General features: G+C 64.6%; 14 protein-coding genes and 2 tRNA genes. 6 read left to right on the top strand and 10 right to left on the bottom strand.

Annotated elements, in window-relative coordinates:
- Positions 1-48: 48 nt before the first annotated feature.
- Positions 49-2,952 carry a TonB-dependent receptor gene (locus M2339_RS08575; RefSeq protein ID WP_264586898.1) on the bottom strand — a complete coding sequence of 968 codons (2,904 nt, stop codon included), beginning with the start codon at positions 2,950-2,952 and terminating at the stop codon, positions 49-51.
- Positions 2,953-3,316: 364 nt separating this feature from the next.
- Between M2339_RS08575 and M2339_RS08570 the strand changes: the two genes are divergently transcribed.
- The 5 genes from M2339_RS08570 to M2339_RS08550 all read left to right on the top strand — a co-directional run bounded on the left by M2339_RS08570 (position 3,317) and on the right by M2339_RS08550 (position 9,354).
- Positions 3,317-4,006 (top strand): SapC family protein, encoded by a 690-nt coding sequence (locus tag M2339_RS08570; RefSeq protein ID WP_264586899.1) that lies wholly within the window; start codon positions 3,317-3,319, stop codon positions 4,004-4,006.
- Positions 4,007-4,019: 13 nt separating this feature from the next.
- Positions 4,020-5,036 carry a cupin-like domain-containing protein gene (locus M2339_RS08565; RefSeq protein ID WP_264586900.1) on the top strand — a complete coding sequence of 339 codons (1,017 nt, stop codon included), beginning with the start codon at positions 4,020-4,022 and terminating at the stop codon, positions 5,034-5,036.
- A gap of 46 nt (positions 5,037-5,082) precedes the next feature.
- A complete protein-coding gene (locus tag M2339_RS08560) occupies positions 5,083-6,165 on the top strand; it encodes an esterase family protein (RefSeq protein ID WP_264588331.1) in 1,083 nt (360 codons plus the stop codon).
- A 119-nt stretch (positions 6,166-6,284) separates the two neighbouring features.
- A complete protein-coding gene (locus tag M2339_RS08555) occupies positions 6,285-8,117 on the top strand; it encodes an NPCBM/NEW2 domain-containing protein (protein WP_264586901.1) in 1,833 nt (610 codons plus the stop codon).
- A gap of 367 nt (positions 8,118-8,484) precedes the next feature.
- A complete protein-coding gene (locus tag M2339_RS08550; RefSeq protein ID WP_264584712.1) occupies positions 8,485-9,354 on the top strand; it encodes an OmpA family protein in 870 nt (289 codons plus the stop codon).
- 78 nt (positions 9,355-9,432) lie between these two features.
- Here the strand turns inward: M2339_RS08550 and M2339_RS08545 are convergent, their stop codons facing one another.
- From M2339_RS08545 to M2339_RS08520, 6 genes are all read right to left on the bottom strand, one after another.
- A complete protein-coding gene (locus M2339_RS08545; protein WP_413714783.1) occupies positions 9,433-10,242 on the bottom strand; it encodes a FadR/GntR family transcriptional regulator in 810 nt (269 codons plus the stop codon).
- Between the two features lie 120 nt (positions 10,243-10,362).
- Positions 10,363-11,934 carry an alpha-N-arabinofuranosidase gene (locus tag M2339_RS08540; RefSeq protein ID WP_264586903.1) on the bottom strand — a complete coding sequence of 524 codons (1,572 nt, stop codon included), beginning with the start codon at positions 11,932-11,934 and terminating at the stop codon, positions 10,363-10,365.
- Between the two features lie 82 nt (positions 11,935-12,016).
- A complete protein-coding gene (locus tag M2339_RS08535) occupies positions 12,017-13,957 on the bottom strand; it encodes a sialate O-acetylesterase (RefSeq protein WP_264606296.1) in 1,941 nt (646 codons plus the stop codon).
- Between the two features lie 90 nt (positions 13,958-14,047).
- Entirely contained in the window at positions 14,048-14,980 is a 933-nt protein-coding gene (locus tag M2339_RS08530; RefSeq protein WP_264586905.1) for a Gfo/Idh/MocA family protein, read from the bottom strand.
- Positions 14,980-15,972 carry an AraD1 family protein gene (gene araD1 / locus M2339_RS08525; RefSeq protein ID WP_264586906.1) on the bottom strand — a complete coding sequence of 331 codons (993 nt, stop codon included), beginning with the start codon at positions 15,970-15,972 and terminating at the stop codon, positions 14,980-14,982. Before araD1 ends, M2339_RS08530 begins: the two co-directional genes overlap by 1 nt.
- A gap of 72 nt (positions 15,973-16,044) precedes the next feature.
- Complete coding sequence (locus tag M2339_RS08520) at positions 16,045-17,577, bottom strand: aldehyde dehydrogenase (NADP(+)) (RefSeq protein ID WP_264586907.1); 1,533 nt, start codon at positions 17,575-17,577, stop codon at positions 16,045-16,047.
- Positions 17,578-17,858: 281 nt separating this feature from the next.
- Here M2339_RS08520 and M2339_RS08515 point away from each other — a divergent pair, with 281 nt between their 5' ends.
- Positions 17,859-19,235 (top strand): cation:proton antiporter, encoded by a 1,377-nt coding sequence (locus M2339_RS08515; protein ID WP_264586908.1) that lies wholly within the window; start codon positions 17,859-17,861, stop codon positions 19,233-19,235.
- Positions 19,236-19,286: 51 nt separating this feature from the next.
- Here the strand turns inward: M2339_RS08515 and M2339_RS08510 are convergent.
- From M2339_RS08510 to M2339_RS08500, 3 genes are all read right to left on the bottom strand, one after another.
- Positions 19,287-19,361 (bottom strand) — tRNA-Glu (locus M2339_RS08510).
- Positions 19,362-19,525: 164 nt separating this feature from the next.
- Positions 19,526-19,601 (bottom strand) — tRNA-Ala (locus M2339_RS08505).
- A 191-nt stretch (positions 19,602-19,792) separates the two neighbouring features.
- Positions 19,793-21,250 (bottom strand): DEAD/DEAH box helicase, encoded by a 1,458-nt coding sequence (locus M2339_RS08500; RefSeq protein WP_264569905.1) that lies wholly within the window; start codon positions 21,248-21,250, stop codon positions 19,793-19,795.
- Between the last annotated feature and the right edge of the window lie 278 nt (positions 21,251-21,528).

Genomic DNA, 21,528 nt, shown 5'->3' with positions numbered 1-21,528 from the left:
ATGCGGGGGAGCGCAGGAGTGCGCTCCCCCGGCAAGAAGTCAACCCGATCAGTACTTCACGCGGACACCGGCCGAGAAGCGGCGCCCGTAGGAGAAGACATCCAGCGTCTGATTGCTGAACCGCCCGTGCGTGCTGTAGGTCGAATTGTTGAGGTTGTTGGCCTCGACAAAGACCGTCGCGAAAGGCGTGACGTCATAGCTGGCCGAGGCATCGATCTGCAGTTGTTGATCGACATAGACCGGCTCCGCACCGAAGGTGCCGCCCTGATCCTGACCGAGCCGGACCAGATATTCGTCACGCCAGTTGAGGGCGCCACGGATCTGGAAACCGTCCTTGTCATAGAAGGCGATCAGGTTGGCGGACTTGGCAAGGCCGGTGATCGAGAAGGCCGAGCCGTCCGTGCTGGTGGGATCGTAGTTGCGGTTGCTCCACGGGAAGGTGGCATTGGCCTGGAAGCCGAAGCCGCTCTCGCCAAAGACGTGCTGCACCGCGATTTCCACGCCCTTCACGGTCGCTTCCGGCCCGTTGACCTGGCTGTTCACGTTGAAGCGCGCAATCCGGCCGGTGCTGGGATCGATCGCATCGTCAATCGACTGCACCGACACACCGCCGACCACGAAGTTGGTGATGTGCTTGAGGTAGAAGTTAGCCGAAACATAGGAGTTGCGCTGATAGTACCACTCCGCCGCCGCATCGAAGTTATCGGAGAGATACGGCTTGAGGTCGGGGTTGCCGCCACTGGCCGAGAGGCTGCCCACGCGCAACGTTCCCAGCGTAACGGTGGGACGCAGCGCGGCGAGGCCCGGACGGGTGAGGGTCCGTGAGGCACTCATGCGCAGCAGCAGGTTGGGCATCACTTCCAGCTTCGCATCGAGGCTGGGCAGGAGGAAGGTGTAGTTGGAACTGCGCGAGATGGTCGTGGGATCGGAGAAGCCGTTTGTCCCCAAGGCCGGGTTCGGCTGGATAAGGGTCGGATCGCCCGACGGGATCGACAGGCCCAGCAGACGGCGCCCGATCGCGTTCGAGGTCAGATGCGTGCCTTCATGCCGCAGACCGGCCGTCAGGCTGAACGGCATGCCGCCCAGATCGGTGTCGAAGGTCGCCCGGAAGAAGATGGCATAGGTCTTCTCGCGGATTTCATACACGCTGGCCGGATCGAGCGTGGGCGCCACTGATCCACCCGAGGCTTCGAGCAGCTTGTAGACCTGATAGGGATCATAGACGATGACCGAAGGCCCGAGATTACCCTGATAGCCGGGGATCCAGTTCGCGGTGCTGATGATGCCCTGATAGACGCTGGCCGGCAATGGCGCGATGCCGCCGCTTGATCCGCCGGGGCGTCCGGAAGGCGTGCCATAGCCCGAGCGGCTCGCGAACACGCCGTTGCTGAACGTGCTGGTGTTCTCGCCGTACAGCTTGTCTTCCATATACTGGCCACCGAAGGCCAGCTTGACGTTGTCCTGATCCCAGCGAAGAACGGCCCGCAATTGCTTGACGGTGTCAGCATTGTAGGGCGCGCCACGGACAATAACGTGCGAACCGATCACGCTCGTGTCGGTAAAGCGCGAGACATTGCCTGCCGGACCGATGTCGTGGATCTGCGGCAGATAGTCCTTGCTGGGGCCGAGGATCGTGACGCCGGTATTGGCTCCCAGGATGGTCGTGCCGCCAGCATTGGTGCCACCGTAACCGATGTCCATGCTGTCATTATAGCCGTTCCGGCCCGGATTGCGGGTGCTGCGGGAAATGAAGCCGTCAACATCCAGCTTGAGATTCTCGCTGACATCCCATTTGACGTTCGCACCGATGGTGTTCGTCTCAAGAATGGTGCGGGTGTAGTTGGCGTTGAAGTCCATCGGCGTGCCGAATTGCGAGAAATCGACGACCGTGCCGTTCTCGTCATACTTCACGTTGCGCAGGTCACTGCCGTTGAACCAGGCGGCATAGCCGAACGCATTGCTGTGCACGGTCTGACGGCTGAAATTGTCATCCACCGTGATGAGCAGATTGTCCGAGGGCTGCCACTGCAGAGCGATGCGCGCATCGAGGCGCTCGTCCTTGGTATGGATCTGCTCGATGCCGGTTTGCTGCGGGAACCAGTTCAGCACCGAATTGCGATTCGAGGGCGTCGCCCAGGCGGCGCTGGTCGCATCGCTGGTCGGCGTGCAGGTCGGCACGTTCGGGCCGGCCTGACAGGGTGCGAAGTTGGCGCCGATCCAGCCCGGTACGAACACGCGGTTGGAGGTGGTGTCCGTGCGCTTATAGTTGACGTTGCCGAGGATGCCGATGGTGTCATCGGCGAATGTGTTGGAGATCAACAGGCCGGCAGACGGCGTCACATCCTTGCTGCGCGACTGGTACGAGCCGGAGGCGCGGCCGATGACCTGGAAACCCGGACGGTCGAACGGCTTGGGCATCTCCACATTGATGAAGCCGCCGATGGCGCTGGTGGAGAGTTCGACATTGGGCGTCTTGTAGACGTTCAGCCGGCCGACGAAGTCCGAGCCGATGGTCGTGAAGTCGACACCGCGGTTGCCAATGGCGGTGGAAATGTGGCGGCCATCGACCAGCGTGTCGATGAAGTCGCCGCCAAAGCCGCGGATGGTGACGCCGTCCGCCTCGCCACGGCGACCGTTGCGCTGCACGGAGACGCCGGGCAGGCGCTGCAGGGCAGCCGCGACGTTAGGATCGGGGAACTTGCCGATGTCCTCGGCCGAGATCGCTTCCACGACGCCGGCGGATTCGCGCTTGATGTCGAGATTCTGCTGGAGCGAGGCGCGGTAGCCGGTGACGATGATGTCTTCAGTCGATGCGCTCTGGGGCGCTGCGCTGCTTTGGGCCATCGCCGGTGCCGAGACGATCAGCGCCAGGGCACTGGGGGCGCCGAGCAGGACCGCCTTGAGAATTGCAGGACGATTGAGATAATCGAAGTTAGGCTGATTGCTTTTCATAACCCCCTCCACTTGTAATCATCGAACGGCTCCGCTGGCCGGTTTCCCGGACAGAAGACGCCACGAAACGGCATTGCTGCCGCCGGTTTTCACATGATGCGGATAAAGTGGTCCCTTGTCGGCGTGACACGTCACGCTTACACCCTCTCCAGACATCGTGTTTTTCTATGCTTGAACGTTAGTGCGAAAAGGTAGCGCTATCAAGCTCAAATTTTCGGTGTATATATGGCCCACCGAAGGGCTGGATTATCGACCGAAAACGTCCGATTCCTGCGGTGGATTACAGCGATCGGACTCGCGGTGCGGAGAATGGCGTCAAGAAGCGCGCTCCCGCCATCGCAAGAAAAATGAGGAGAGGGATGACATGGACGCGGCACTCGAAATTCTGGATTCGCAGGCCCATCGGCACCTGCGTTTAGGCGCGATTTCGCCGGAAACGCGCAACTTCGTGCCGGTCCTGCCGTCGGAATTTGCGGCGGCTGCGGCGGTCTGCCCGATTCTCTTTGCGAAGAACCCGGAAACCGGCGCTTTCTATGTCGGCGCCCTGTTCGGCTTCAAGGAAGGCGAAAATCTGCTGGTCGACTCGCATTCCGGCAAGGCGCCTTTCCGCTCGCTCGATGAGCAGCGTGAGGCCTTCTTCGTGTCCGGTGAGAATATCGCGATCGACCGGGCCAGCCCCCGCCTGAGCGAAGTGTCCGGCGAGCCTTTGTTCGATGAGGATGGCGGGGCGACATCGACCACGCGGCATATGCAGCGGTTGCTTGGGCAGATTGTCGCCGGCCAGCAGGAGGCCGAGCGCTTCATCGCCACGCTCAACCGTTTGGGCATCATTCAACCGATCGATATCTCGCTGCGGTTCGACGATGGCGAAACCATTGAGCTGGCGGGCTTGTACACGGTCAGCCTCGATCGGTTGCACGATCTTGACGATGCCAGCGTGCTGGCGCTGTTCCGCAAAGGCGATCTTCAGCTTGCCTATTGCGTCGCCGCATCGCTCAAGCAGGTTCCGGTGCTGGCCGAGCGTCGCAACCAGATGCTGACCCGGGCCGGTTGATCGGAGAAGCTCGATGGCGGCCGTCATTGCCGAACTGGACCGGGAGGCACTTACCGGCGCGGAGGCGTTTCGGCGCCTGCTGGTCGAACCCTGCCGGCCTGCGGTCATTCGCGGCCTGTGTGCCGATTGGCCCGTCGTCCGTGCGGCGGCGCGGGCGGACGGTGCGCTCGCGGACTATCTGGACCGCTTCGCCACCGACCGGCCGGGAGAAATCTTCGTCGGCGCGCCGGACATTGCCGGGCGCTATTTTTACGACGATGGCCTGGAGGGCTTCAATTTCGAGCGGCGCGAGGTGCCTCTGCGCGAGGGCTTGCGGCAGATCCTGACCCGCGCCGAGACCTCCGGCGATGGCACGGTGTATATGGGCTCGCTGCCGACCAGCAGCTATGTGCCGGGCTTTGAGGCGGACAATGCCCTGCCATTCATGCCGCAGGGCGTGGTGCCGCGCATCTGGCTGGGCAACGCATCCCATGTGAGCTGCCATTACGACACGTTCGAGAATCTCGCTTGCGTGGTGGCGGGCCGGCGGTGCTTCACGCTGTATCCGCCCGATGCGATTGGCGACCTGTATGTGGGGCCGATCGACCGCACCTTGTCCGGTCCGCCCGTCAGTCTCGCGGCTTCGGCGCCGGAGGGCGATCCCCGTTACCCCCGCATGGCGCAGGCCCGCGCGCGGGCCGTTACGGTCGAGCTTCTGCCGGGCGACGCGCTCTACCTCCCCAAATTATGGTGGCATCAGGTGGAGGCGACCGCACCCTTTAACATGCTCGTCAATTACTGGTGGGACGCCTTCTCCGCCGGCCCGGATGCGCCCATGACGGCGATGATGCTGGCAATGATCGCCATCGCGGAGCGTCCGGCGGCTGAGCGGGAAGCATGGCGCGCATATTTCGATCATTATGTTTTTCAGCGCGACGGGCATCCGCTTGCCCATCTGCCGGAGGCGCAGCGCGGGTTGTTGGGGCCGCTGCGGCAGGGGAATTACGCGCGCATCCGGGCGCTCGTCATGCAGCAACTGCGCGGTGGCTGACTGGCTGCCGCTGATCATCATCAAAAACAGGAGGATGGGGATGACTATGAAGACAAGCGCAATTCACGCGGCCCTGCTGGCAGGTCTGTGCCTGGCGACGCCTGCCGCGCCGGCTCTGGCGCAGGTTGCCACCAACGCGCCGGCGCCGGTGCCGGGCGCGCCGAAGGTGACGCTCGAGCGAATCAAGGTCCATTCCCCGGCCATCGCAGGGAATCTGGAAGGCGAGTCTGCCGATCGCAATGTCATCGTCGTCCTGCCGCCCAGTTATGCCGCCAATCGGGCCAAACGATATCCGGTCGTCTACGCTCTGCACGGCTATTCCATCGGCGCTGAGCAGTGGATCGGCGAAATCCATGTGCCGCAAGTGATCGAGGGTGCGCTGGCCAAGGGCGCGCAGGAGATGATCCTGGTCTTCCCGGACAGCAAGACCATTCACAATGGCTCGATGTACTCAAGCTCGGCGACAACCGGCGACTTTGAGCGGTTCATCTCGCACGATCTCATCGCCTATATCGACAGCCACTATCGCACGCTGGCGAGCCCGCGGAGCCGTGGCCTCGTCGGCCATTCCATGGGCGGCTATGGTGCGGCACGGATCGGCATGAAGCACGCCGATCAGTTTGGGGCGCTCTATCTGATGAGCCCGTGCTGCCTGTCCGCGCGCGATGCCTTTGCGCTGGATGAAGCCGGGTTGGCGCAGATCGCGGCGGTCAAATCCCCCGCTGACTCCGCGAACCTGCCATTCCCGTTGCGGGCGCAGCTTGCGGTCGGCGCGGCCTGGTCGCCCAACCCCAAAAAGCCGCCGCTCTATCTCGATCTTCCGGGCGGCGATGAGGCGCAGCGCAATGCCATTCTGGCAAAATGGGCGGCCAATGCGCCATTGGCCTTTGTCGACCAATATATCGGCGCGCTGAAAGGCTATGCCGCGATCGCGATGGACGTCGGCGATCAGGATAGTCTCAAGACCGATACCGAGACGCTGCACAAGGTCCTCGATTCCTACGGCATCGCCAACAGCTTCACCCTCTATGAGGGCACGCACACCAGCCATGTCGCGTTCCGATTCCAGGACCATGTGCTGCCGTTCTTCAGCGCGCATCTGGTTTCCAAGGCCGGCGCGGCCCGATGACCATCAGGCATGCGTCCCGTCTGCGGCTGGCGGTAGGTGTGGCAGCGGCGGCGTTGGCAGCGATGCAAGCTGGCGCCCAGACAACCCCCGCCGCGTCGCCAGATGCCGCCCGCAGCGCTATGGTTGATTCGCTGGCGCCCACGGGGCGCTGGAGCATCTATAGCGGCGGGCACGCCCCGCTGCCGCCAATGGGCTGGAACAGCTGGAACGCCTTCACCAGCGATATCGACGAAGCCAAGCTGATGGCCTCGGCGCGGGTGATCGTGGAGAGCGGCCTCGCCGCAAAAGGCTATCGCTACATCAACATCGATGATGGCTGGTGGCTCAAGCGCCGCCAGCCGGATGGCCGGATGCTCATCAGGACCGAGACTTTTCCCTCGGCGGCGACCGCAGGCGGCGGCAACAGCTTTCGGCCGCTCACTGACAAGCTGCACGCCATGGGCCTCAAGGCCGGCATTTATTCCGATATCGGCCGTAATTCCTGCGGGCAGGTGTTCACATCGACCTTCCCCAACCAGCCCGAAGGCACGGTGCTGGAGCGCGAAGTGGGGCTCTATGGTAATGTCGATCAGGACATCGCACTCTACTTCAAGGAATGGGGCTTTGACCTCATCAAGGTCGACGCCTGCGGTATTCGCGGGCTGCCACCCAGCGACCCGCGCGTGAAGGCAGGGCAGTATCGCGGCCTCGATCCGCTGATCGACGTGGAGTCGCTCGGGCGGACCGACATACCGGCCGTCAAGGGGCTGTATGACGAGGTGCGGCAGGCGCTGGAGCGGCACAATCCCGACCAGGATTATGTGTATTCGCTGTGCCTGTGGGGATCGGCGGACTCGCGGGCATGGTCCCGGACGGTCGGCAACATGTCCCGCACCAGCGAGGATATCTTCCCCACCTGGAGCCGGATGCTGCACAATCTCGACAGCGTCGCGCATCGCCCGCTCTATGGTCACCCCGGCTCCTGGAATGACCCCGACATGCTGTTCGTCGGCACCGGGGATTTCGACATGACCAACCCCGTCCGTGCGCGCTCGCACATGGCGCTGTGGGCCATGGTCAATGCGCCGCTGATCATCGGCTATGATCTGCGCAAGGCCTCGCCGCAGATGCTGGCGATCCTCGGCAATGAGCGGATCGTCGCGCTCAATCAGGACCCCGCAGGCAATCAGGCGGTGCTCGCCTTCGATTCGCAGGATGTGCAGATTTTCGTGAAGACGCTTGCCGATGGCGACAAGGCGGTCGCGGTTTTCAACCGCACGGCCGCGCCCGCCAAGGCGGTGCTGACGGCGGATCATCTGAAGTTCGCGACCAGTGCGCCGGTCAGGCTGACCGATCTCTGGCAGGGCGCAGACCGCCAGTTCACCGGCGAGCAAGCCCTCGACCTCGCACCCTATGAGACGCTGATCTTTCGCGCAGAGGGCGCGCGGCGGCTCGTTGGCGGGCTTTATCTTTCCGAGCAGCCGTCACGGGTCAATCCTGCGCAGGATGGCGTGGTCGTGCCGGAGGCGGACCCGCAGGTGTATCGCGGACTCCTCCCCTGGCGCGGGACCAAGGGTGGAGGCGAGCGCACGCAATATGGCGGCTGGGGCGGGGCACGGCTGGACCAGACGCCGTTCGGGCAGGCGCTATCCGTTGCTGGCACGCATTTCGAGACCGGCCTTGGCATTCTCGCCAATTCGCGGGTGGAGGTGCGTAACGAGGGGTTCCGGCGCTTCGTCGCCTCCGTGGGAGTGGATGACTCCGCGCGCTCCCGCCAGCAGCCGGTGACATTCTTGGTCTATGGGGATGGCAAGCTGCTCGCCCGCTCCAAGCCGGCCCAGGCGGGGGAAGCGGCGCAGTCGTTTGATGTCTCGATTGACGGCGTTCGCATCATTGAGCTGGTCGCCCGGACGGCGCAGGCTGAGCGCTTTCCCGACCCGGTGACCTGGGGCGACGCGGCGCTGATGGAATAGGCGCCGACACGCTACCACGAGGCATGCCTTTGCTCTCCCCCGCCGAGCGATAAGGACGATCCCGCCTGTTCGTCGGTCATCGCATTTCTGTGCGCCTGCATCGCCGAGTTGAGTCGGCGCAAAGTCGTCCTGCCGCATGATCCACTCTGGTTACCGGTGGTTAACGTGGGGGGAGGGGAACCGTTCATCTATGCGCAAGGTTCCCCTGAACACGCAGGAACTCGTGGTGCTTCCTGCGCCGCATTGAAAGGTTCGGAGAGTTCATGACGGAGGGGTTTCTGACAGTCGAATACGCACCTCGCGAGCGGCGGTCGGATGATGCTGCGATCCTGCAGACCCCGGCCGATCGACGAGTAGGAGAAACGTAATGAATACCCTTTCCACCAGTTCCAAGCTTCTTATGACGCTGGCCTTGATGACCGGCGTGGCGTCCGGCAGCGTGCTCGCGCAGACCGAAACCGCCCCTGAGGCGGATGTCTCGACGACGGTTTACACCGATTCCGCGCAGATGACGGCCGGCCCGGAGATCGAGGGGATTATCTCCGCGCGCAATGGCGACCAGCTGCAGATCACCTCGACCGATGGCACGCGCAACACGGTCACCGTCAACAGCTCGACCCGCATTACCGCCAGCGGCGGCTTCCTTGGCCTCAATCGCGATCAGCTGGGTGCCGATCAGCTCCTGAACGGCCTGCCGGTCAAGGTCGACACGCTGCAGGGCGGCGGCGGTCTGGTCGCCAGCAAGATCGACCTCAAGAACCGCGATCTGCGTACGGCGGAAATGATCCGCAACGGCACCTCGCAGCGCTTTGAGGAGCAGACGGCCGCCACCGACGCCCTGCGCGCCCGCATGGGTGATATCGACAAGTATAACATCAAGAGCACGACCAACGTGAACTTCGACACCGGCAAGGCGGTGCTCTCGCCGATGGCCAAGCAGAACCTCTGCGCCACTGCCGCGCAGGCTGAGGCGACCGAGAATGCCCTGCTGCTCGTGGTCGGCTACACGGACTCGACCGGCGACCCGGAATTCAACCAGACGCTGAGCGAGAAGCGCGCGGCGAGCGTGCTCAATTATCTGCAGCAGACCTGCAAGTGGAAGCCATACCGCATGCTCGCCCCGGCCGGCATGTCGCTCTCCGATCCGGTCGCTGATAACGCCACGCCGGAAGGCAAGGCCCAGAACCGTCGCGTGGAAGTCCATGTGCTGGTCAGCAAGGCGGTCGACGGCGCCTAAGTCAGGATCGCGCCGGCCCCGTCCATTTCTGGCTCAGTCGAGCCGGCAGTTGGCGGGGCCGATCTGCGTTCGGAAGCGTCACGGGAGGTCGCCTGGCTCGCCCTCCGCCGGACGCTGCATCGCCGCCCGTGTGTCATCAAGGGCGAGTTGCACGAGAACCTGCATGGCCTCCGCCGCCGCATCTGCGTCCCCGGCGGCAATCGCATCGTACACGCGCATATGATCGGGCACCGGGTCGCGCGGAAGGCCGACGGACCGCTGCTTGAACTGGGTCGTCCAGTTGACGGCCGCACCGATACTGGCGCTGAGCGTCATGAGCACGGCGTTGCCGGTGCAGGCAAGCAAGGCGCTGTGGAAATCCCGGTCCGCTTCCCGCCCTTGCTCGGTCGCCAGCGTGAAGCGGCGCATCCGGGTCAGCGCATCCTTCATCGCGGCAACATCATTGCGATCCCGCCGCTTGGCGGCGAGGCGCGCGGCCTCCGGCTCGACGATTGCCCGCAGCTCGAACAGGTCGCGCACATAATTCACATCCGGCTCGCCGCCGAACGCCCAGGCCAGCACCATCGGATCGAGCAGGTTCCAGTGACTGCGCGGCAGCACGCGCGTGCCGGCCTTGGGGCGGCTTTCCACCAGCCCCTTGGCGGTCAGCACCTGAATGGCCTCGCGATAGGCACTGCGGGAAACGTCCAGCGCCTCGGCATTCTCAATCTCGCCCGTCAGCCGCTCGCCCGGCGCGATCCGTCCGGAGACGATGGCCGAGCCGAGATAATGAGCCACAGCCCCGCGGAGCCGGCGTCCTGACCCCTTCGCCGAGCGGGGGAGCCCGGTCGGGGTGTCGCTCAAACCCCCGTTCCCGGACGCGCTGTTATCCTGCGTGCTGATAGTCATGCCCCTGTTGCCGCCAGATCGTCTGGACGTTGCTGGAGGCTCAATTAGCGGGACTTGGGGCCTTGTGGCAACAGGAGGGCTGGCGCGGGCGCGATCATGCGCGCCCGCGCGGCTTCTTCATCAGGGTTCCAGCGCGATCACCGCGACGGACTTGGCTGGCATGTCGATCGTCAGCTTGCCACCGCGCACGCTGCCCGCAATCGGCTTGGGGCTGACGGTATTGGGGGCGGCGAAGCTGTTGATGCTGTCCACCTTTGGCGCGGTCAGCACATCGCCACGCGCCGAGCGCACGTTCAGCCCCGCGACGTTGACCGTCACCGGCGCGGCGCGCTGGGTGTCGACATTGGTCAGTGCCAGCCAGTATTTGCCCTGCTTGTCCTTCACGGCAACGGCATCGATGCGAGGCAGGGTGATGTCTCCATGCTGGTACGTTCCGGCCTGGAAACTGACCGGAATGAAGGTCGCATCCTGGAACGGCACATACATTTTGAAGACGTGATAGGTGGGCGTGAGCACCATCTTCTCTTCGTCGGTGAGGATCATCGCCTGCAGCACGTTGATCATCTGTGCGATGTTGGTCAGCTTCACCCGGTCCGCATGGCGCGCGAAGATGTTGATGTTGAGCGCCGCGATGATGGCGTCGCGCAGCGAGTTCTGCTGCTGAAGGAAGCCGGGATTGGTGCCGGGCAGAGGCTTGAGCCACACGCCCCATTCATCGACGGCGAGCGAGACCTTCTTCTCGGGATCATATTTGTCCATCACCGCCGCATTGGCCTTGATAAAGCCGTCCATCCCAAGCGTTTCCTTGACCAGCCGGGCATAGGCGCCCTCATCGAAGGCGTCGCTGGGGTAGGAGGGCGGCCAGCCGCCGGTCGTGTAGCGGTGGAGCGAAAGGCTCTCGATCGACCACGCCCAGTCGTGCTGCTTCCAAGCCTTCATCACCTCTTCGGTGTAGGCGGTATTGTCATCGCCCGGCCCGACGGCGACGCGCAGCATGGCATCGGGTTTTCCCTCGCCCTGCTCAGGGTCATAGTTGCGCACGAAGCGCGCATAGAGCTTCATCTGGTCGGCATAGAATTCCGGCCGCATCGCCCCGCCGCAACTCCAGCTCTCATTGCCGAGGCCGAGATATTTGATCTCGTAAGGCTCGCGATGGCCATTGTCGGCACGCTCCTTGCCGGCCGATGTGGTGGGATCGGCGGTCATATAGGCGACCCAATCTGCCGCTTCCTTCACCGTTCCGGAGCCGACATTGACGTTGAGATAGACCTCAGCGCCCACCTGGCCGACGAAATCCATGAACTCGTCGGTGCCGAATGCGCTGGTCTCGACCGAGCCGCCCCAGTTGGAATTGATCGAGCTGCGGCGGTTCTTGGCCGGGCCTACGCCGTCGCGCCAATGATATTCGTCCGCAAAGCAGCCGCCCGGCCAGCGCACCAGCGGGGTACGAATGGCGCGCAGGGCGTTGACGACATCGGTGCGGATGCCGCGGACATTGGGAATCTTGCTGTCCTTGCCGACCCACACGCCGCCATAGATGCCGGTGCCAAGATGCTCGGCGAACTGGCCGAAGATGTCGCGGCTGATCGTCGCGCCCGGCTTGGTGGCGTCGATCCGCACCTCGACCGGATCGCCGGCGCGAGCCTGCGCGGCGGCGGGCGTGGTCGCGGCGGTGAAAGCCGGGATGCTCATGGCTGTGGCCAGCAGGGCCAATGTTGCAAATCTCAAAGTCTCTCTCCCCTATTTGAATGTCTTCAGTGCGAATGATCTTTTGTCAGGGCTGCGCCTCGCTGCGGATCGGCAGTTCAAAGCCGGGAACAGGCAGCGCGCGGGCATCGAACAGATTGACGATGGGGCTGTCGCCCCACGCATAGCGCACCCGGCTGGCGGCGTGGCCATCGTCCTCGAGCCATACGTCGGCTCCCGAGATGCGAGCCTGCGCATAGCGGCAGCTCTCCTGCGCATCGCCGCATAGCTCGAAGCCGATGGGCGCAGAGGTGCTCCACGCGGCGAGGCTGCCCTCGATCCCTGAGAAGCTGATCCTGATCCGCCCCTGCGTGCGCAAGGCTTGCATGGGCATCGGCAAAGGCGTTCCCTGCGCAGCCATGGCCAAGCGAGCGCCGAGCAGCGCCTTGTTGGCAGGGTGGATATCGGTGCGCTCGCCGATGTCGATGGCGGTCACCAACGCGGCATTGGCGTCACCGCTGACGAAGGCGCGCTGGTCCTCGCGAATGGTCGCCCAGCCGGACGCCGCCGGAGCGAGCTGCGCGGGTCCATAATTGGCAAGCTGGACCACCAGAATGCGCAGGTCCTTGCCGAACTGGTGACGCCATCCTGCCGCAAGCGCGGTGAGGCGGCGGGCATAGCCGGGGACGTCTACGTCGCTCTCGCCCTGATACCAGGCAGCGCCGCGCAGGGCGATCTGCCCGAGGGGCGCGACCATGGCATTGTGCATGACGCCCAGGCCGCCATTGCCGTCCCATGGCGGGCGCGGCGGGAAGCTGGGGACGGGGGCGATGCTGTAGCGCCAGCCTTGCGCTAGCGGGATTTCAGCGCCGCCGGCGATCGTCAGCTTCAGCCGTTCCGGGCCGGTGGTGAAACCGCCCTTGTCCCAGCTGTTGCTGATCGCGACCATGATCTCATTATCGCCCGCATGGAGAAACACAGGCGGGACGGTATAGCGGCGCGCCTCGTCCCAGCTGAACGTATTGCCCACCGCGCGGCCGTTGACGAAGGTCATGTCCATATCGTCGATGATGCCCAGTTCCAGCGTCGCGCCGGCCTTGGCCTGTGCGCCGGTCAGCCGCACGGTGCGGCGCAGCCAGACGGTGCCGGTGGCATCCTTCGCGAGCCGCGTGCCTGTCCAGTCGTTCCACACGCCGATGGCGGGCACATCCTGCCACCTGAGGATATCCGGCTTGCGCCAGGGCTCGCTCTTCTCGGCTTCGTCCCGATACCAGCGCTCCCATTGCGGGGCGAAGGCGGTGACGGCGCCGAGCGGATCGGTGGCATGTTGGCGCAGCATTGCCAGATCGTCCTTGCCGTCCAGCGCTTCGGCGGCATCCGGTGTGAGCCAGGGTCGCAGCCGCGAGCCGCCCCAGCTCGCATGGATGAGGCCGATGGGGATCTGTTGCTGCGCCCGCAACGCCTTGCCCATGAAGTAGCAGGCAGCGGAGAATTCCGGCGTCGATTGCGGCGTCGCGGCTGTCCATGCCGTCGGGCTGCCGAAGCGCGGCGCGGGCAGGCTGGCGGTCGCCTTGGGAATTTGCAGCAGGCGCAGGCCGGGATCGCCCGACTGCATCACCACCATCGGGCCGTTCAAGGCCCGTGCGAGCGGGAACTCCATATTGGACTGGCCCGAGCACAGCCACACATCGCCGACCAGCAGATCGCGCACCGTCACAGCATTGCCATCCGCGCCCGAGAGCTGAAGCGTCAGCGGTGTTTCGCTGGCCGGGCGTGGAGGGAAGTGTAGGGTGAAGGCGCCATTGGCATCCGCCGTGGCTGCGGCGTGTTCACTGCCGAGAGTGGCGCGGATTGTCTCGCCTCGGGCGGCGGTTCCCACGATGACGATAGGCGCGTCGCGCTGGATGACGGCCTGATCCGTCCAGACCGGGGAAAGCTGAGGGGCGGCCAATGCGCCGCTGGCCGTAAGCAGACAGCCGAGCGCCAGAACAGGTCGGGCATATCCCAAGCCCCGCCTCGCGCCGCACACGCTCATCGTCCTCTCCCCACTCTTTGTTGGTAGCGTTATCATGATTGGCCGATCAGGATTCGGCAACCCCTTACAGTCAGATTTTCCGGCTCAATCCTCGAAGGCTTCCACCTGCACGCGTTGGCCGCGCAGGAAACTGTCGGCGACAATGCAGAGCGGCGCGGCGTCAACATCGCTGCGCCCATCGCGCACCAGTTCGGCGAAGCGAGCATAGAGGCCGGGATATTCAACATCGGGGCTCTCGACCGTGCCCTTGGGCAGGGAGAGCACAGCGCCGCCCTTAGCCAGATGCACAGTCCCGGCGTCGGTCTCTATGATGATGTCCCAGCTCTGCGGCCCGGTCTGGCGCCAGTCGAGATCCATGTGGATTGGCGTGCCGAGCGTGTCGGACAAGCGCAGATCGGCGGCAATCGGCGCAGCCCGGTTCTCGGGGAATTGCAGCGTGGCATCCTTGAGGAACACCGGGTTGGGCAGGATCTGCGTGAGGATCGAGAGGGCATTGATGCCGGGATCGAACACACCAAGGCCACCGGGTTGCCAGATCCAGTCCTGCCCCGGATGCCACACGCGCACATCCTCGCGCCAGATGATCGACACATGCTCGATCCGCCGCTCGGCCAGCCATTGGCGCGCCGGCTCGACGCCGGCGGCATAGCGCGAATGCCAGGAGGCGAAGAGGGTGGCGCCTGCCGCCTCCGCCAGACCTTGCAGCGCAATGACTTCCGACAGGGTGGCGCCGGGCGGCTTTTCCAGAAATACATGCAAACCGGCCTCGATGGCGCGGGCGGCGAGCGCATAGCGCACCTGAGGCGGTGTGCAGAGCGCGATCGCATCCACCTCCGGGCCATGGGCGATCAGCGCCTCAAGATCGCTGAAATGGGGGATATCGTCCAAGCCGGCGGGATGGCGGCTGACGGTCGCGGTCAGGGCGAATTCGGGATTGGCGGCGATGGCGGGAAAATGCTGGTCGCGCGCGATTTTGCCCACGCCTTGCAGCGCGATGCGAATGGGGCTGGCGCTCATTACAGCACGCCCGGGCTGACGCGGGTCTCTGCCATGCGCGTGAGCGGGTTGGAGACCGGGAGCGTGAAGGGTGCCGCGCTGATCTCGAACACGTCACCTTCCTGCGCGCTCACGCCATCACTGAAGGACAAGGTGGCCGTGCCGAAGAAATGCACGTGCAGGTCACCCGGCCGGCGGAACAGCGCATATTTGAAGTGATGATGCTCGAGATTGGCGATGCTGTGGGACATGTTCGCCTCGCCCGAGAGGAAAGGCTTCTCCCAGATCACGTCATCCCCCCGGCGGATGCGGCTGGTCCCCTCGATATGGGTTGGGGAAGGGCCGAGCAGCAATTCCGGCCCGAGCGCGGCCTTGCGGAGCTTGGAGTGGGCGAGCCAGAGATAATTGTGCCGCTCGGTCACATGATCGCTGAACTCGTTGGCAAGCGCGAAGCCGAGCCGCCACGGCTTCCCGTCTGCATCGATGATGTAGATGCCGGCCAGTTCCGGTTCTTCGCCGCCATCCTGCGCGAAGGCTGGCATGTCCAGGGGCTGGTGCGGGCCGAGGAGCTGGGACCCATCGCCTTTGTAGAACCATTCCGGTTGCTGGCCGATCTCGCCAGGTGCGGGCTTGCCGCCTTCCAGCCCTTCCAGGAAGATGCGCATCGAGTCTGTCAGCGTTTCGGCCTGCAGCGCCTGCTTGTGCATCTTGTCCCGCCCTTCCGCGGAGCCGAGATGGGTAAGACCGGTGCCGGTCATCAGCAGATGGGCCGGGTCTTCATGATCGATCGGCGCGAGCAATTCGCCGGCTAAGAAGGCGGCGGCGAGATCCACAGAGGCACCTTTGGCATAATGCTGCACGGTCTCCAGCAGGGACTGACGCCGCGCGAGAGCGTCCTGCGCCAGCGCTCGGATGTTGCTGCTGCCCTGCAGCAGCCAAGCCTCGTCATCCACGGCGAGAATCACGGATCGCGCGCCAGAAGGTGCCTGATGTTGCAGCAAACGCGTGGCCATTGGACGTCCTCTTCCATTCCTCATGCGCCGCGCGGGCGCCGGTTCGTGCTGTCTCGTCGGGGAGTGCCGGCCTCAGCGACCGGCGAGCACAGTGCCATCATACAGGCGCGGGATGCCATCCCCCAGCGCGGTATCGCGCAGCGGCTCTGGCAGCACCGACTGGGCGAGATTCTGGTAGCTCACCGGCCGCAGAAAGCGATCGATGGCGAGGCTCCCCACCGAGGTGGTGCGCCCGTCCGACGTGGCCGGGAAGGGGCCGCCATGGACCATGGCGTGGCAGACCTCGACGCCCGTGGGCCAGCCATTGGCGAGGATACGCCCCACCTTGCGTTCCAGCACCGGCAGCATCCGCGCAGCAAGCGGCTCATCCTCGGCGTCCATATGGAGCGTCGCGGTAAGCTGACCCTCAAGCGCCTTGAGGATCGCCATCACTTCGGCCTCATTGGCGCAGCGCACCAGAATGCCGCTCGCGCCGAACACCTCCTCGGCCAGATCGGGATTGGCGAGGAAGGCCTGCGCGCTGGTCTGGAACAGGATCGCGCCGCCGCTGGTGCCCTCACCGGGGCTGCCACTGGCCAGCGTTTCGACGGCGTCATGGCCGGCCAGCGCCGCGACGCCTCTCCCATATGCATCGCGAATGCCGGACGTGAGCATGGTCTGTGGCGCAGCCGCTGCCACGCCGTCGGTTGCGCTGGCGATAAAGGCATCGAGCCCGTCGCCCTCCATGGCGATCAGCAGGCCCGGATTGGTGCAGAACTGGCCGGCGCCCATCGTCAGCGAGCCGACGAAGGCGGTGCCCAGCGCCGCGCCGCGCGCCTTGAGGGACTGCGGGAGAAGCAGAACCGGATTGATGCTCGACATCTCCGCATAGACCGGGATCGGAACCGGGCGGGCCTGCGCCAACTTGACCAGCGCAAGGCCGCCGGCGCGTGAGCCGGTGAAGCCGACCGCCGTGATGCGGGGGTCTTGGACGAGCGCGGCGCCGAGTTCGTGCGACGGCCCCATGATCTGGCTGAACACGCCTGCCGGGAGATCGCAGGCCTTCACCGCCGCCGTCAGCGCCTGCGCCATCAGCGAGGCCGTGATCGGGTGGGCCGGGTGGCCCTTGACGACGACCGGGCAACCCGCCGCGAGCGCAGAGGCCGTGTCGCCACCGGCAGTCGAGAAGGCGAGTGGGAAGTTGGAGGCACCGAACACCGCCACCGGGCCGAGCGGGATCATCCGCATCCGCAGATCGGGGCGGGGCAGGGGCTGCCGCTCGGGCATCGCCGGATCGACGCGCAACTGCTGCCACCATCCTTTGCGCACGACATCGGCGAACATGCGCAGCTGGCCCACGGTGCGTCCACGCTCGCCTTCGAGCCGGGCGCGCGGCAGGCCGCTCTCGCGCATGGCGGTTTCGATCAGGCCATCGCCCAGCGCCATGATCTCCTCGCCGCAACGCTCAAGAAAACGCGCGCGATCGTCGCGGCTCGTCGCGCGATAAATCTCGAAGGCCTCCTCGGCAGCAGCGCAGGCGGTGGCGACATCCTGCGGGCCGTGGACGGGCAGCGGATCACCATAAGGCGCACCGGTTTCGGCAGTGATCGAGCGGAATTCGGTCATGAAAGACTCCCTTTATTACTCCGACATATGAGGCCGGGCGCGCAAAGGCAACGGGGCGCGGCTGCGCTCGGGAAGTTTTTGTATCGCCGAATTTCCGATGCCTCCCCAGCTTGTCGGACAATCCATAGGCAGCGCATAGCCGCTTTTTTTTGGGCCAGACGCGTCCGTTGGCCATTTACAGGTGCTGCAGTCCCCGCTTCCAATGATAACGCTACCATGTTAGCCTCCGGCCAAGCGCGGGACAAGCGGGCCATCGGGGAGGACATATGGAGCAGGGCGCGATGCAGCAATCGCTTTGGGATGAATTGGGCCGCGTCTTGACGCCCCACGGCCCCGCCGTTCAATCCGCTGTGAGCTTCACGCCATCCGACTACAGCGTGCATTTCTTTCTGCAGATCGCCGTCATCCTCGTGACGTGCCGGGTGGTTGGATGGCTCGGCCGCACCCTGTTTAAGCAGCCGCAGGTGGTTGGGGAAATGATCGCCGGCGTCGTGCTCGGCCCGTCGCTCTTCGGCCTGTTCGCGCCCGATCTGCAAGCCGCGATTTTCCCCAAGGAAACCAGCAACGTCCTTTATGTCGGCGCGCAGCTTGGCGTAGGCCTCTATATGTTTCTGGTTGGATTGACGCTCCGGCTCGATCACGTCCGCTCGAAGGCGCGCGCCGCCGGCGCGGTGTCGGCGGCGGGCATCGCCGTGCCGTTCATGCTGGCGGCGGTGATCACCCCCTGGCTGTTGACGATCGACGGGCTGTTCACGGCCGGGGTGGGGCGGGGGAGCGCCACCTTGTTCCTCGGCGCGTGCATCGCGCTCACAGCCTTTCCCATGCTGGCGCGGATCATCAACGAGCGCGGCCTCGCCAACACGTCGCTGGGCACGCTCTCGCTGACGGCGGGCGCCTTTGACGATGCCGCCTCCTGGTGCGTGCTCGCGGTCGTGCTGGCGACCTTCGGCGCGGGGCCGGGGGTCGCGGTGATCGCCATTGTCGGCGCACTGCTCTATGCGGGGTTCATGCTGATGTGGGGTCGTCGGCTACTCGTCCCGCTCGGGCGTCTCGTCGAGGCGGAGGGCGGCATAAGCATGACGGTGCTCGCTATCGTCCTCGCGCTGTTCAGCCTGTCGGCGTTTCTCATGGATGCAATCGGCATACACGCAATCTTCGGCGGCTTCCTGCTCGGCGCCTGTATGCCGCGCGGGCTGATCGCGCTGGAAATCAAGCGCAAGGTCGAGCCGCTGGTGGTGGTGCTGCTGTTGCCGATGTTTTTCACTTATTCCGGCCTCAATACGCGGATGGACATGGTGAACTCCGTGCCGCTGCTCCTGACAGCGCTGGCGATTCTGCTCGTTTCGGTGATCGCCAAATTCGGGGCGTGCTGGGCCGCCGCGCGGCTGGCGGGGGAGGATCATCGCACGGCGCTGGGCATAGGCGCCCTGATGAATGCCCGGGGGCTGATGGAGCTCATCATCATCAACATCGGCCTGCAAAAGGGCATTATCGGTCCGACGCTGTTCGCGATGCTGGTGCTGATGGCCATCGTCACGACGGTGATGGCGGGTCCGCTGTTTGAACTGGTCTACGGTCGGCAGGCACGAGCACGCGGCGATCTGGCGGCGCTGGACGAGGCAAATGGTCCATCGACCGCCATGGCCCCGGCGGAGTGACGGTGGCGCGACCAGTGGGATGCTGCGCTTGATAATGTGGGAAAGTCTAAGTGGTGACCCCTACGGGAATCGAACCCGTGTTTCAGCCGTGAAAGGGCCGCGTCCTAACCGCTAGACGAAGGGGCCATCCATGTCGGTCCGTTGCGGAGCCGTCATCAGGTCCGGCGCCTATGCCGTGGGATGGCCGGAGTGGCAACCCCAAAAAGGTGGACCGGTTCACAGAAAATGCGTCTTCCCCCGCGCGGCTTAAGCCGGGGAGGGAGCGATAGCGTGGCTGGAAGAAAAATCCCTGGTGGAGCTGAGCGGGATCGAACCGCTGACCTCGTCATTGCGAACGACGCGCTCTCCCAACTGAGCTACAGCCCCCAGGGAGGGCTGCCTATAGGCAAGGCCCGCGCCGATTGCAATCGGGTTTTGCGTGTTGGTGGCGCGTCGCGTTTCGATAGCGACCTGAGTGTCGGGTGGCACAGAAATCGCCGGTTCGCGCACCGCCAGTTGGCAGGCATGGAAGCGCGCTGCCGCGTCCCCGAGCCTTCCCGTCTGTATCGTCGGCAGGTTTAGTTGTCGAAACCTACGGAGAGGAAATCCGGCATGGGGCCGTTCCATCCGTCATCCGGCTCCTGATCCGCGCGATTGCGTTGCTGCGGGGCCTTGGGACGCTCAGCGTCAGACCGTGCATCCTGACGCCGTGGCTGGGGCTGGCGATCTTCACGCGCAGGGCGCGCATCCTCACGGGCGGGGCGTGCCTCGCGAGCTGGCGATTCGGTTTCACGATCACCCTTGGCGTCGGCGCCACGCTCGCGCCGAGCCGGTGCCTTCGCCGGACGCTTGGATGCGCCTTTCGCGCCACCGCGACGATCGCGTCCGCGCCCTTCGTCCTCACCATCGTCGACGGCCTGCGTGCCCATGTCGAGGCGCGGGATTTTCGTGCCGATCAGCTTCTCGATATTTTCGACAGCTTCGGCATCGCTGTTGGTGATGAAGGTGAACGCCTTACCGGTCGCGCCGGCACGGCCAGTGCGGCCGATGCGGTGCACATAATCGTCCGGATGCCAGGGTGCATCGAAGTTGAAGACGTGACTGACGCCTTTGATATCCAGCCCGCGCGCGGCAACGTCGGAGGCGACCAGCAGGTTGATCTCGCCGGACTTGAAGCGATCCAGCTCCGCGATGCGCGCGGCCTGATCGATATCGCCGTGGATTTCGCCAGACCGAAAGCCGTGGCGCTTGAGGCTTTTGTTCAGCTCCCGCACCATCGTCTTGCGATTGCAGAAGATGATCGCGCTCTCGGCGCTCTCGCTCCGGAGCAGCGAGCGCAGCGTCTCGCGCTTGGCCCGCTCGGCGACAGGCACGAGCATCTGCGTGATGTTGGCGCTGGCGGTTGCCGGGCGCGCTACCTCGATGGACTTGGGATTGCTCAGGAAGCGATCCGAAAGCTTCTTGATCGGCGGCGGCATCGTCGCCGAGAACAGCAGCGTCTGCCGGTTCGCGGGCAGCTTGGTGCAGATGTTCTCGATATCGGGGATGAAGCCCATGTCGAGCATCCGGTCCGCCTCGTCGATGACCAGCAGCGAACAGCCGGTCAGCAGGATGTTGCCCCGCTCGAACAGGTCCATCAGGCGACCAGGCGTCGCGATCAGCACGTCGACACCCTTTTCGAGCGCCTTGATCTGGTCGCCCATCGAGACGCCACCGATGAGCAACGCCATCGAGAGCTTGTGGTATTTGCCGTATTTCTCGAAATTCTCGGCGACCTGCGCCGCGAGTTCGCGCGTCGGCTCGAGAATGAGGCTGCGCGGCATCCGGGCGCGGCTGCGGCCCTGAGCCAGAATGTCGATCATCGGGAGGACGAAGCTGGCCGTCTTGCCGGTGCCGGTCTGCGCGATGCCGATGATGTCCCGCATCATCAGGACGGAGGGAATTGCCTGCGCTTGAATCGGAGTCGGCTCTGAATACCCCGCCTCGCCGACGGCTTGCAGCAATTCGTTCGAAAGGCCGAGATCGGCAAAGGGCATCAGAATTCCGTGAATAGAGGGCGCGTGACTCTTTTGGATCACACGGGCAACCGCTTGCGCCATGATGAAGGCGGGCGCGGATGTCAAGATTTTCTAGGGATGCGGGCGCTCTTCGAGGCTTTGTCACGGCCCGCGTCTGCGCGACCCTAGCCTGTCCGAGGCGAAGGAGGGGATCTGGCACCACCGGGCTAGCAGCATCTAAAATAGCCTGATGGTGCCAGATCTGCCCGGTAAACGAGCTATAGACGGGTTCGTTCCGGCCTTCGAAAACTTTCTCG

The sequence above is a fragment of the Sphingobium sp. B2D3C genome, assembly GCF_025961835.1.
GTDB lineage: Bacteria > Pseudomonadota > Alphaproteobacteria > Sphingomonadales > Sphingomonadaceae > Sphingobium.
Note: the sequence above shows the minus strand (reverse complement) of the source record. Positions and strands in the feature narration are given on the sequence as shown.